The sequence below is a fragment of the Flavobacterium cucumis genome (genome assembly GCF_900148835.1).
Taxonomy (GTDB): domain Bacteria; phylum Bacteroidota; class Bacteroidia; order Flavobacteriales; family Flavobacteriaceae; genus Flavobacterium; species Flavobacterium cucumis.
Genome location: NZ_FRYK01000002.1, coordinates 514,545 through 526,902, shown reverse-complemented (window position 1 = coordinate 526,902; position 12,358 = coordinate 514,545). Strand labels below are relative to the sequence as shown.

Genomic DNA, 12,358 nt, shown 5'->3' with positions numbered 1-12,358 from the left:
ATTAAATTGATTTACTCAAAAACTATTGGCACATTGTCACATTGAAAAATCGACTAATTAAGTCTCTGTCTCAAGGCTTCATACAAAAAAGCACCGCAAGCCACAGAAACATTCAACGATTCGATAGTTCCAAACATTGGTAATTTTGCTTTTTCATCTACAATTTTCAATACTGAAGGATTAACACCTCTATCTTCGCTACCCATAATGATTGCAACACCTTCGTTGAAGTTGATGTCGTAAATATGTTGGTCTGTTTTTTCAGTGGCAGCAACGGTCTTGATTCCGCTCCCTTGCAAATAGAAAATAGCATCTTTTATGTGATCAACTTTGCAAATTGGGACATTAAAAACTGCTCCAGCCGAAGTTTTAACCGTATCACCATTCACAGGAGCTGAACCTTGTTTTTGTATGATGATTCCATCAACGCCTGTGCATTCTGCTGTTCTAATGATAGCGCCAAAGTTACGTGCATCTGACAATTGATCTAAAATTAGGAATAAAGGTTTTTTACCACTTTCAATAACACTTTCAACCATAGTTTCTAATGAAACAAAAGAAATAGGAGCAATGGTTGCCACAGCACCTTGGTGATTGTTTGGCGTTAATCGGTTTAGTTTTTCAACGGGAACGTATGAGAAGTTGATGTTATTTCTTTTCATTGTTTTCATCAAATCTTGCATCAAGTCGCCTTGTGCATCTTTTTGAACGAATACTTTATCAATTTCCTTTTTAGCGTTAATTGCTTCAATTATTGCTCTAATCCCGAATATTTGGTTGTCTTTTTCCATGGGGTAAAGATAAAGAAAAACCATCACTTAAAAAGTGATGGTTTTAGAAATATAACTAATTCAATAAAAAATTTAATTTTACCACCCAGGGTTTTGTTGATCAGCTAAGGTAGGATTAACATTTATTTCAATTTGTGGTATTGGCCATAAAAATTTGAAATCAGAACCAGGAATTGCAGCTACTCCAAGAGCTCCTGTGTATGGTGATCCAAGTGTGTAATCAGCTGCTGGAGGGTTTCCATTTGCTATTTTTGCAGGTATTCCATCAATAGGATGCATGTCGTCTCCTTGAAGTCTATGTATATCTCCCCATCGTCTACCTTCCATTAAAAATTCGATTCTCCTCTCTTTTAAGATAGCTCCAACTAAAGCAGTTGCATTTGTGAAGCTAGTGCTAGTATAGGCTTGAGTTGTTACATCAGCTAAAGATCTGTTTCTTACTTGGTTTAAAAGATTTAGTGATGCTGTAAGGTCTGGAGAAGATTTTCTAGCTTGTGCTTCAGCCATGTTTAGAAGTACTTCTGCATATCGTATTACCGGTGATGCATCTGTATAATTAGTCTCATCTTTGTATTTGTATGTGTACTTTCTACCAGATGAAGTGTGTACCATTACTCCTTCTTCTCTTCTTTTATCATCCGCTAACCAAGATGGATCTCTCCAAATTATTGGACTAATAGCAACCAACAATCTTCTTTTGTACTGTGAAGCTAATGCGCCATTTACTCCTGGGTTAACCGCTGCTGAGTGTTTTATTGAGAAAATTGACTCTGTATTGGAGTAACTGTTGGTGAATGGACCATCAGGAGTAGGAGTTAAGGTATAAGATGTTAATTTGTTTCCTTCTGTAATTACATTGTCCCAATCTCTCTTATGTAAATAAACTCTTGTTTTAAATGCAATTGCAGCATTTTTTGAAGCATAATTTAAATTGGTTGAGGTTATAAGGTTTTCAGCTTCATTTAAGTCTGCTATAACTTTATCATAACACTCTGATACAGAATTTCTAGGTTTTAGTAATTCAGAATCAATTTCTGTTTGAGTGTCAACACCTACTTCTCTATAAGGTATTCCTTGATGATTACCTCCTGGACTGAATTGATAAGGTCTAGCAAAATGAATTAACAATTCAAAGTGAGTTATTGCTCTTAAAAATTTAGCTTGTCCTATATAATTATCGCCAATAGCGCTGCTTATTATACCTGAATTAACAGCATTAGTAACTCCTTCAATAACTAAATTGCATCGATTTATTAATCGATAACCATCAACCCAATAATAAACATTATTTGCTGTAGTTGCATCATATGTTCCAGTATAAGTTAGTTGGTAGAAAGTTGCAGTATTAACTACGTCTTCGCCTCTGTTGTCATTTTGTTGAACGAAAGCTGCTCCCCAAATATATCCACGACCTCCATTAGGAGCGGTTGAATTGTATTGGCCTACAGCTGCGGCATTGTACATGCCGTTTACTGAATTCTCTATCAAAGACGGAGTAGAAAAGGCGTCATTTACAGAAATATTGTTGATTGGTGAAAGATCTAGTAAAGAATCTTCTGAACACGAAGTTAGAATAAGTCCAATTATCGAAATATAGACTATTTTTTTTATATTTTTCATTTTCATTTTTTTTATAGTTTAACATTCAATCCCATTGATATAATTTTAGCTCTAGGAGTTCCATTCAAGTCAACACCCCCAGTTTCCATTTCAGGGTTTAAACCGTTATACTTTGTGAAAATTAGCATATTTTGAGCTTGAATAAAAAATCTAAAGTTAGAGACGCGAATTTTGTCTGTAAGGCTTTTAGGTAGATTATATCCCAAGGAAATATTATCTAAGCTAATAAAATCACCATCTTCCAAGAATCTCGAAGTAGCATGGCCAGTTAGGTTAGTAAATGTGTTAGTACTAGCCCATAATCTAGGAGTAATACCATCTCCTGGATTATCAACGCTTTGCCATCTTCCTAAAATATCCGTGCTGTTATTGTTTAAATTTTGTGTCATTAATTCTCTTGCAGTGGAATTGAATATTTTATTTCCACCACTAAAACGAACTAGAAATGACAAATCTAAGTTTTTATATCGGAAGGTATTTGTTATACCTCCAAAGTATGTAGGCAAAGTATTGCCTAGGATTACTTTATCTGTATTGAAGTTTAATGTAGCTGATTGAGAAATATCGCTTGGGTTATTTGGATCGAAAACTCTGTAAGTTTGAGTGCTTAAGTTTCCTTGAACTAAGGAGCCGTCAGCTTTGTAATATACTGGATTTCCATTTGCAGGGTTAACTCCCCAGTATTTAATTCCATATATTGAATTTAAAGATTCACCTTCTCTTATGATTAGGTTTGGTGCAATATTTACATCAGTAAAAGTGCCTCCTAAAATATCTTGACCATTCGGTAACGATGTCACTTTATTTTTGTCAAGAGTTAAATTTGCATTTATATTCCAACTAAATTTTTCTTTATCAATAGCGTTTAAATTTACGTTAAACTCATATCCTCTATTGTACATTGATCCAATATTTTGTCTTATTATATTGCTAGGGATACCTAAGGTAGGAGCAACAGGGACTTGAAGTATTAATCCGTCAATATCATTATTGTAGTAATCGGCTGTAATGGAAAGTCTATTGTTGAAAAAAGCTAAGTCAATACCAAAGTCGGTTTTAGAACTTGTTTCCCATAATAAAGCGTCATTTCCAAATTGTGTAAAGGCTATACCATTACTTGATGCATAAGGAGATGCTGAGGTTAGGCCTAGATATGGGTAAGAACCGATATCTGTATTTCCAACTTCTGAATAAGACCCTCTTAATTTTAGTTCATTTATGTGTTTGTTTAAGTTGGAAAAAAATGATTCTTTGGCAATGTTCCAACCTGCAGAAAAACCTGTAAAATTATTCCATCTAGTTTCAGGGCTTAATTTCGAAATTCCATCTCTTCTTATAGATGCCTGAAAAAAATATTTTTCTTCAAAATTATAATTTAATCTTCCAATATATGACATGATTCCTGATTCAGTGACACTACCTCCAGATTCTTGTGTTTCATATGAGCCAGTAACTAAGTTTTGATTGTAAAAAGAATCAAGTAACCCTTTACCTCTTCCAAAGAATGATTTGTTTGTTTCCTTTTGATATTCTGCAACTGCAGTTATGGTAACGTTATGTTTTTCGAAAAATGTTTTATTGTAATTTATTATATGTTGCCAATTCCATCTTGTTAGATCCGTGTTATCGTTTTGAATATAACCTCTAAAGCCTTCACCATCTCCATGAATAGGATTCCAATATAAGAAACCATTTGTTGATGCTTTATCAACTGCAATTTGCATTCTGTAATTTACACTTTCAGATATTTTTGCAGATGCAAACGTGTTTATTAATGTTCTGTTTACTTCAGATTTGAAACGATTGTTGTCTAAAACGTAAACAATATTTGATATGTTATCACCAACTGGATCGGTATTGTCCCATTGTCCTACAAAACTATTGTTGTTAGTTCCTCCAGCTAAATTATAACCAGTAGGGTGGTTTGGATTATATATTGGAGTGTTTGGAAGTTGTCTTATTGCATTAAACATGTTTCCAGAAAGTGAACTTCTACCTGTATTTAGCCCAGAATATGAAGTTCTTGTTAAAGCTACATTTCCTCCGATCTTCATCCATTTATTAACGTCATGTTCAAGGTTAGTTCTCAGAGTGTAACGATCCATGGAATTGGATTTTGCTACTCCATCTTGTTCAGTATATCCAAAAGATAGATAGTAACGTGTATTATCACTGCCTCCATTGAATGATAAATTATGATCAATTTGTGCAGCGCTATTGTTTAAAACGGCATCTTGCCAATCAGTATCATATGTATTACCTATTGCCCATGGCGCTTGAGATCGATTGGTTCTTTTTTCATTTGCGATAGTTAAAAAATCACTAGTCTTTAATAAATCAAAGGTTTTAATTGCGCTTGCAAAACCTATTGTATTATTGTAATTTACTTCTAATGAGCCTTTTTTTCCCTTTTTTGTTGTTATAATAATTACTCCATTAGCAGCTCTAGAACCATAAATTGCTGTTGCAGCACCATCCTTTAAAATTTCGAAAGATTCAATGTCGGATGGGTTGATGTCTCCAAGGGCATTGTTGCTTGCTTGACCTCCTAAATCACCAGTATAGATTGGCATTCCATCAACAATAATTAGGGGGTAAGTTCCACTTCCAATTGAAGCAATTCCCCTAATTCTAATTCTAGGTGCTTCTCCAATTATACCATTACTAGTTGTTACTTGTACACCTGAAGCTCTACCGGCTAATTGACTATCAAAACTAGGGGTAACCAAATTTTGAATATCTTTTGCTTGAATTTTAGAAATAGATCCAGTTACTTCACTTCTTTTTTGAACTCCATAACCAACAACAACAACTTCGGCTAGTTGAGCTGCGTCATCTAACATTTTGACATTAATGTTGTTTGACGTGATTAAGATTTCTTGTGTTTTCATGCCAAGATAGCTGAATATAAGAACTTCAGAATTATTGGCTTTAATAACGTATTTTCCATTAAAGTCAGTTTGAACACCGTTTTTTGTTCCTTTTACTTGAACAGCAGCACCAATTATTGGTTCGCCATTACTGTCAGAAACTGTTCCGGAAACTGTCATGGTTTGGGCAAAAATCATTTGTCCAAACAACACTATAAAAAGTGTTAAAAGTCCTAAAATTTTAGATTTCATATTTTTGTTTTAAGTTAGTTTGTGTCAAATATCTAAAAAAAATGTTAATTTTTAAATTAAAAACATTTTTTTTTTAAAAAATAGTTTTAAAACTAATATGAAATATTGAATTGTTGAGTTTTATGTCTTGTTTGTTAGTACTCCCGTTGGCGTAAACCAAATTAAAAAACCCATTTTGGGTAAATAATCCAAATCCAAATCCAAATCCAAATAATTGATCTTCTACATTTGAGGTCTTGTCTTGGAAATATCCGAAATCGGTAATAGAATGTAAATATAAATTTGAGGCAATCAAATAACGATATTCGGCTAAAATTCCTGAGTAAGCATTGGCTTGCAAACTATTTTCATTAAAACCTCTAATCGAATTGATTCCTCCGAATCGAAAAAGCTCATTAATCACATAATCATCGCTTTGTAAATAGAAAGTCTGATTTCTTAAATAAATGCTATTTTTTGAATTTAGGTTAAAGTTGTAATTCAAGTCTAATTGGGTGAAAAACTGACTTGTTTTTTTAGATGTAATGTTTCGATTACCCAAGCCTGTTTTTAAGTATATTCTTGCTTTTTCTGGAAAGATGAAATTTTCGTTGTTAAAATCTGTATATTCAAAGCTTGTTGTTATGAAGGTATTGGTAAAGTCATTCAAACGAAATGAATTTGAATTTTGTATATCAATAGAAGTGGATTTTTGGTAGCCAATAAAAGCTTTTGTATTGTAATTGAAATAGTAGCCTAGATTTAAGTCGGTAATTGTATTCTGAAAAGTTGAGTCTTGTTTAAAAATTCTCAAATTTGCTTTAATTCCAATCGGGGTTTTAAAAATATATGGTAATTCGGTTCCAATATTAAAGGAAGTTTGTCGGTTCCCATCGTTTTTCCAATATAGATTGAATTTTTCTCCAGTGTTTAGAATGTTTTGTAATTTCAAATCCAAATATCCGTTAAAAGTCAATTTGTTTTGGTTATCGTTTGAAAATCCAATAAATCCATCAAATTTATTTGGTTTTGATTTTTCAATGTAAACAAAAATCTTTGTCGAATCTTGGGTGAATAAGATTTCAGGATATTTGAGTTGGTTTACAAATTGTAGCTGTTTAAAGGTGTCATTAATTTGTTTTAAATTGTCCTTATTAAAAGTTGCTTTCTTGGCTTTTTTTGTAATTGCTTTTTTTATTCCTGTTGGAAATTTTTCGTAACCGACAATAATAATATCTGTAATGTTTCTTTTTGAGTTTAGCTTTAGTTGTAAATCTGAAATTAAACTATTTTTAATTCTTCGTTGATTTGCTAGTTTTAAATTTGCTAATGCATAACCCTTTTTTTCTAATAGGTTTATTTTGGTTTTCATGAAATTTTCAATTTCATTACTTATGATAGTTATGGTATCATTCTTTAATTGTAAAAGTGATTTTTCTTCGGCAGCAAGATTACCAGTGTGTATGGTTATGTTTTTTATTGAATTGCCTAAGGAATATTTGAAGATAAAACTACTGTCGTTTGTTTTTTTTTGTTCTAGCAGTATCCAATCAAAAAAGCCTTGATTGGTTAGTTTGTTTTCAAATCTTTTTTGTTCTTCCAAAATTTGTACAACCGAAACGTGTTTGGATTTGTACTCTATGCTGTCGATGGTGCTGTTTTCTTTTTTAGATATTCCCTCTATTTTTAAATAGAAATTTTGTCCCAGCGAAATTTGGAAATAAAAGCATACAATTAAAAGAATAATAAATTTCATAACTGTAAAGAAACGAAAAAATGCAAAATAAATTTTATTGGTTCAAGTCTGATATTCTTCATTTTTTGTAACATCATATAAATCAAATCACTACTAAAAGGTAATTGTATTGAAAATTAATAAATTATGATTTGGAAAGTAAAAAATAATTCTTACATTTGCAACCCCGTAAAAAGCGGGAATTTTAAACAGTAAAAATTTTTAGTATTTAATTATGCCAACAATTCAACAATTAGTAAGAACAGGGAGAACCCAAATAACTAAGAAGAGTAAATCGGCTGCTTTAGATTCTTGTCCTCAAAGAAGAGGTGTTTGTACTCGTGTTTACACAACAACTCCTAAAAAACCAAACTCAGCAATGAGAAAGGTGGCTAGGGTTCGTTTAACAAACGGTAACGAGGTGAATGCATACATTCCTGGAGAAGGTCACAATCTACAAGAGCACTCGATAGTATTAGTTAGAGGTGGAAGAGTAAAAGATTTACCAGGTGTGCGTTACCACATCGTGCGTGGAGCATTAGATACTGCTGGTGTTGCAGGAAGAACACAACGTAGATCTAAGTATGGAGCAAAACGTCCAAAACCAGGACAAGCACCTGCACCAACTGGAAAGAAAAAGTAATTTAAAATCTTTTAAAGAAAAGACATGAGAAAAAGAGCGGCCAAAAAAAGACCCCTTTTACCGGATCCAAAATTTAACGATCAGTTAGTAACACGTTTTGTGAATAACTTAATGTGGGATGGTAAAAAATCAACAGCTTTTAAAGTTTTTTATGATGCATTAGAAATCGTTGAAACTAAAAAGCAAGATGCAGAAAAATCTGCTTTAGAGATTTGGAAAGATGCATTAACAAATGTTATGCCTCACGTAGAAGTTCGTTCACGTAGAGTGGGTGGAGCTACATTTCAAATTCCAATGCAAATTCGTCCAGATAGAAAAATTTCTTACGCTATCAAATGGATGATTCTATATGCAAGAAGAAGAAATGAAAAATCAATGGCAGGTAAATTAGCTTCTGAAATCTTAGCTGCGGCTAAAGAAGAAGGTGCTGCTGTTAAGAAAAGAATGGATACTCACAAAATGGCAGATGCTAATAAAGCATTCTCTCACTTTAGATTTTAATTCGTATAGAAATGGCTAGAGATTTAAAATATACAAGAAATATAGGAATTGCTGCTCACATTGATGCTGGTAAAACAACAACAACTGAGCGTATCTTATTCTATACAGGGAAATCGCACAAAATTGGTGAGGTACATGATGGTGCTGCAACAATGGACTGGATGGCGCAAGAGCAAGAAAGAGGTATTACTATTACTTCTGCTGCAACAACTTGTGAGTGGAATTTTCCAACAAATCAGGGCAAAGTTGTGCCTGAGTCTAAATCGTATCATTTTAACATTATTGATACACCTGGTCACGTTGACTTTACAGTAGAGGTAAACCGTTCGTTACGTGTATTAGATGGTTTAGTTTTCTTATTTAGTGCGGTTGATGGTGTTGAGCCACAATCTGAAACAAACTGGAGATTAGCTGATCAATATAGAGTTCCTCGAATGGGGTTCGTTAATAAAATGGACCGTCAAGGTTCTAACTTCTTGGGAGTATGTCAGCAAGTTAAAGATATGTTGAAATCAAATGCAGTTGCAATCACTTTGCCAATTGGAGAAGAGGCTGATTTCAGAGGAGTTGTAGACTTAGTTAAAAATCAAGCTATTGTATGGCATGATGAAACTCAAGGTGCAACTTTCGATATTATTGACATCCCAGCTGATATGGTTGATGAAGTGAAGCAGTATCGTTCAATTTTGATTGAAGAGATTGCTACTTACGACGAGAACTTACTTGAGAAGTATATGGAGGATGAAAACTCAATTACTGAGGAAGAAATCAACAATGCTTTAAGAGCTGCTACAATCGACATGGCTATCATTCCTATGATTGCTGGATCTTCTTTTAAAAATAAAGGAGTTCAATTTATGTTAGATGCAGTTTGTAAGTATTTACCATCTCCGTTAGATAAAGAAGGTATCGAAGGTATTCATCCTGATGATGCTGATTTGTTAGAAGAAGATCAAAAGAAAATTATCCGTCGTCCTGATACTAAAGAGCCTTTTGCGGCTTTAGCATTCAAAATCGCTACAGACCCTTATGTTGGTCGTTTAGCTTTCTTTCGTGCTTATTCAGGTCGTTTAGATGCTGGTTCTTATATATTGAATACGCGTTCTGGAAACAAAGAGCGTATTTCTCGTATCTATCAAATGCATGCTAACAAACAAAATCCAATCGAATATATTGAGGCTGGAGATATTGGAGCTGCTGTAGGATTTAAAGATATCAAGACTGGAGATACAATGTGTGATGAAAAACACCCAATTATTCTTGAGTCAATGAAATTCCCTGATCCTGTAATTGGTATTGCGATTGAGCCTAAAACAAAAGCTGATGTAGATAAAATGGGTATGGCTTTAGCTAAGTTAGCTGAGGAAGATCCTACATTTACAGTTAGAACGGATGAGGCATCAGGTCAAACGATTATTTCAGGTATGGGTGAGTTACACTTAGATATTCTTGTAGATCGTATGAAACGTGAATTTAAAGTTGAGGTTAACCAAGGTGAGCCACAAGTAGAATATAAAGAAGCGTTTACTAAAGCGGCACAACACAGAGAAGTTTATAAAAAACAATCGGGAGGTCGTGGTAAATTTGGTGATATTGTATTCCGTTTAGAACCTGCTGATTTAGTTGACGGTAAAGCTCCTATGGGATTACAGTTTGTTAATGAAGTAAAAGGGGGTAACGTACCAAAAGAATATATTCCTGCTGTAGAAAAAGGATTTAGGGAAGCTATGAAGCAAGGTCCTTTAGCTGGTTATGCAGTAGATAGTTTAAAAGTTACTTTATTAGATGGTTCATTCCACCCTGTAGATTCTGATGCTTTGTCATTTGAATTAGCAGCTAAAATGGGTTATAAAGAAGTAGCTAAAGCTGCAGGAGCTGTTATTCTTGAACCAATCATGAAAATCGAAGTTATTACTCCGGAAGAAAATATGGGGGATATCGTAGGTGACCTGAACCGTCGTAGAGGACAAGTAAATGATATGGGTGATAGAAATGGTGCAAAAACAATCAAAGCTAATGTTCCTTTATCAGAAATGTTTGGTTATGTTACTACATTAAGAACATTATCATCTGGTAGAGCTACATCTACAATGGAGTTTTCTCACTATGAAGAAACACCTTCTAACATTTCAGAAGCTGTAATCAAAAAAGCAAAAGGTAACGCTTAATTTTTAAAGAGATGAGTCAAAAAATCAGAATAAAATTAAAATCTTACGATCACATGTTGGTTGATAAATCGGCAGAAAAGATTGTAAAAACTGTAAAAAGTACAGGTGCTGTGGTAACGGGACCAATCCCATTACCTACTCACAAAAAGATTTTTACTGTATTACGTTCTCCACACGTTAATAAAAAATCAAGAGAGCAATTCGAATTAAGTTCATACAAGAGGTTGTTGGATATCTACAGTTCTTCTTCTAAAACTATCGATGCTTTAATGAAATTAGAATTACCTTCAGGAGTTGAAGTAGAAATCAAAGTGTGATGAACACCATTGCAAAAAAGCAATGATATACTATAAAAACCGTTAATGTGAAAGCATTACGGTTTTTTTTCTTATCATTTTGAGTTAGTAAAATCTCTTTTTTTGAGTAAATTTTGCTTAACTATTTATTTTTGCGATAATTAAAAAATAATTTATATATTTGCACCCTCAAAATGAGTAGTGTGCGAATACTATTTGTATTATAAATAAGAGTTTAATTAATAATTAGTTTAATATGTCTGGGTTAATCGGAAGAAAAATTGGCATGACTAGCATCTTTGATGAGAACGGGAAAAATATTCCTTGTACAGTTATCGAGTGTGGTCCATGCGTTGTTACCCAAGTCAGAACCAATGAAGTAGACGGATATTCTGCTATTCAGTTAGGTTTCGATGACAAAGCTGAAAAGCGTTCAATTAAAGCTGAGTTAGGTCACTTTAAAAAAGCGGGAACAGCTGCGAAGAAAAAAGTCGTTGAATTCAAAGGTTTTGAAGAGGAGTACAAATTAGGCGATGTAATCGCTGTTGACTTATTCGCTGAAGGTGAATTTGTTGATGTTGTTGGTGTATCAAAAGGAAAAGGATTCCAAGGGGTTGTAAAACGTCATGGTTTTGGAGGTGTTGGACAGGCTACGCATGGTCAGCATAATCGTTTGAGAGCGCCTGGTTCTGTAGGAGCTTCGTCTTATCCATCAAGAGTATTCAAGGGAATGCGTATGGCTGGAAGAACTGGAGGAGAAAATGTAACAGTACAAAACCTTAGAGTTTTAAAGGTGGTTGGTGAGAAAAATCTTTTAGTAGTAAAAGGTTGTGTTCCTGGTCATAAAAACTCTTATGTAATCATTCAGAAGTAATGGAAGTAAAAGTTTTAGATATCAACGGAAAAGAAACTGGGAGAAAAGTTCAACTTTCTGATTCAGTTTTCGCAATTGAGCCTAATAAACATGCTGTTTACTTAGATGTAAAGCAATATTTGGCTAATCAAAGACAAGGTACTCACAAAGCAAAAGAGAGAGCTGAGGTTGCGGGTAGTACTCGTAAAATTAAAAAGCAAAAAGGGACAGGTACGGCTCGTGCTGGATCTGCTAAAAATCCATTGTTTAAAGGTGGGGGTACAGTTTTTGGACCAAGACCAAGAAGCTATTCATTTAAATTGAACAAAAACTTAAAAAGATTAGCTCGTAAATCAGCATTATCTTTAAAAGTAAATGAGTCAAATTTAGTGGTAGTTGAAGATTTTACATTTGAAACACCAAACACTAAAAATTTCATTAACGTATTGAAAGCTTTAGGGTTAGAGAATAAAAAATCTTTATTTGTGTTGGGCGATACAAATAAAAACGTATATTTGTCGTCACGCAATTTAAAGGCGTCTAGCGTTGTAACCACTTCAGAATTAAGTACTTATGCAATTTTAAATGCAAAAAGTTTGGTTCTTTTAGAAGGTGCTGTAGATGGAATTGAAGCTAATTTAAGTAAATAA

The 12,358-nt window shown here is 33.6% G+C and carries 10 protein-coding genes; 6 read left to right on the top strand and 4 right to left on the bottom strand.

Features of this window, described 5'->3' with window-relative positions; genetic code table 11:
* Positions 1-53: 53 nt before the first annotated feature.
* The 4 genes from rlmB to BUE95_RS08435 form a co-directional block, all read right to left on the bottom strand.
* Positions 54-791 (bottom strand): 23S rRNA (guanosine(2251)-2'-O)-methyltransferase RlmB, encoded by a 738-nt coding sequence (rlmB, locus tag BUE95_RS08450; RefSeq protein WP_073583343.1) that lies wholly within the window; start codon positions 789-791, stop codon positions 54-56.
* Between the two features lie 78 nt (positions 792-869).
* Complete coding sequence (locus BUE95_RS08445; RefSeq protein WP_073583534.1) at positions 870-2,411, bottom strand: RagB/SusD family nutrient uptake outer membrane protein; 1,542 nt, start codon at positions 2,409-2,411, stop codon at positions 870-872.
* An 11-nt stretch (positions 2,412-2,422) separates the two neighbouring features.
* Positions 2,423-5,533 carry a SusC/RagA family TonB-linked outer membrane protein gene (locus tag BUE95_RS08440; RefSeq protein WP_073583341.1) on the bottom strand — a complete coding sequence of 1,037 codons (3,111 nt, stop codon included), beginning with the start codon at positions 5,531-5,533 and terminating at the stop codon, positions 2,423-2,425.
* Between the two features lie 73 nt (positions 5,534-5,606).
* Entirely contained in the window at positions 5,607-7,268 is a 1,662-nt protein-coding gene (locus tag BUE95_RS08435) for a BamA/TamA family outer membrane protein (protein ID WP_073583339.1), read from the bottom strand.
* A gap of 214 nt (positions 7,269-7,482) precedes the next feature.
* Here BUE95_RS08435 and rpsL point away from each other — a divergent pair, with 214 nt between their 5' ends.
* The 6 genes from rpsL (at position 7,483) to rplD (ending at position 12,358) form a co-directional block, all read left to right on the top strand.
* Positions 7,483-7,890, top strand: a complete 408-nt coding sequence (gene rpsL, locus BUE95_RS08430; RefSeq protein ID WP_026725646.1) for a 30S ribosomal protein S12 — start codon at positions 7,483-7,485, stop codon at positions 7,888-7,890.
* A 24-nt stretch (positions 7,891-7,914) separates the two neighbouring features.
* Entirely contained in the window at positions 7,915-8,391 is a 477-nt protein-coding gene (rpsG, locus tag BUE95_RS08425) for a 30S ribosomal protein S7 (RefSeq protein WP_073583337.1), read from the top strand.
* Positions 8,392-8,402: 11 nt separating this feature from the next.
* Complete coding sequence (gene fusA, locus BUE95_RS08420; RefSeq protein WP_073583334.1) at positions 8,403-10,559, top strand: elongation factor G; 2,157 nt, start codon at positions 8,403-8,405, stop codon at positions 10,557-10,559.
* An 11-nt stretch (positions 10,560-10,570) separates the two neighbouring features.
* The gene (gene rpsJ, locus BUE95_RS08415) at positions 10,571-10,876 is read left to right on the top strand and encodes a 30S ribosomal protein S10 (RefSeq protein ID WP_008254495.1); all 306 of its coding nucleotides are present in this window, start codon (positions 10,571-10,573) and stop codon (positions 10,874-10,876) included.
* A 235-nt stretch (positions 10,877-11,111) separates the two neighbouring features.
* Positions 11,112-11,729 (top strand): 50S ribosomal protein L3, encoded by a 618-nt coding sequence (gene rplC / locus BUE95_RS08410; protein WP_073583332.1) that lies wholly within the window; start codon positions 11,112-11,114, stop codon positions 11,727-11,729.
* On the top strand, positions 11,729-12,358 hold the full coding sequence (rplD, locus tag BUE95_RS08405) for a 50S ribosomal protein L4 (RefSeq protein WP_026725642.1): 630 nt from the start codon (positions 11,729-11,731) through the stop codon (positions 12,356-12,358). The genes rplC and rplD overlap by 1 nt, the downstream gene beginning before the upstream one ends.

What these genes read in the sequence shown, in the direction of transcription:
- rlmB (WP_073583343.1), bottom strand. Translation starts at nt 791, where the DNA reads ATGGAAAAAGACAACCAAATATTCGGGATTAGAGCAATAATTGAAGCA.
- BUE95_RS08445 (WP_073583534.1), bottom strand. Translation starts at nt 2,411, where the DNA reads ATGAAAAATATAAAAAAAATAGTCTATATTTCGATAATTGGACTTATT.
- BUE95_RS08440 (WP_073583341.1), bottom strand. Translation starts at nt 5,533, where the DNA reads ATGAAATCTAAAATTTTAGGACTTTTAACACTTTTTATAGTGTTGTTT.
- BUE95_RS08435 (WP_073583339.1), bottom strand. Translation starts at nt 7,268, where the DNA reads ATGAAATTTATTATTCTTTTAATTGTATGCTTTTATTTCCAAATTTCG.
- rpsL (WP_026725646.1), top strand. Translation starts at nt 7,483, where the DNA reads ATGCCAACAATTCAACAATTAGTAAGAACAGGGAGAACCCAAATAACT.
- rpsG (WP_073583337.1), top strand. Translation starts at nt 7,915, where the DNA reads ATGAGAAAAAGAGCGGCCAAAAAAAGACCCCTTTTACCGGATCCAAAA.
- fusA (WP_073583334.1), top strand. Translation starts at nt 8,403, where the DNA reads ATGGCTAGAGATTTAAAATATACAAGAAATATAGGAATTGCTGCTCAC.
- rpsJ (WP_008254495.1), top strand. Translation starts at nt 10,571, where the DNA reads ATGAGTCAAAAAATCAGAATAAAATTAAAATCTTACGATCACATGTTG.
- rplC (WP_073583332.1), top strand. Translation starts at nt 11,112, where the DNA reads ATGTCTGGGTTAATCGGAAGAAAAATTGGCATGACTAGCATCTTTGAT.
- rplD (WP_026725642.1), top strand. Translation starts at nt 11,729, where the DNA reads ATGGAAGTAAAAGTTTTAGATATCAACGGAAAAGAAACTGGGAGAAAA.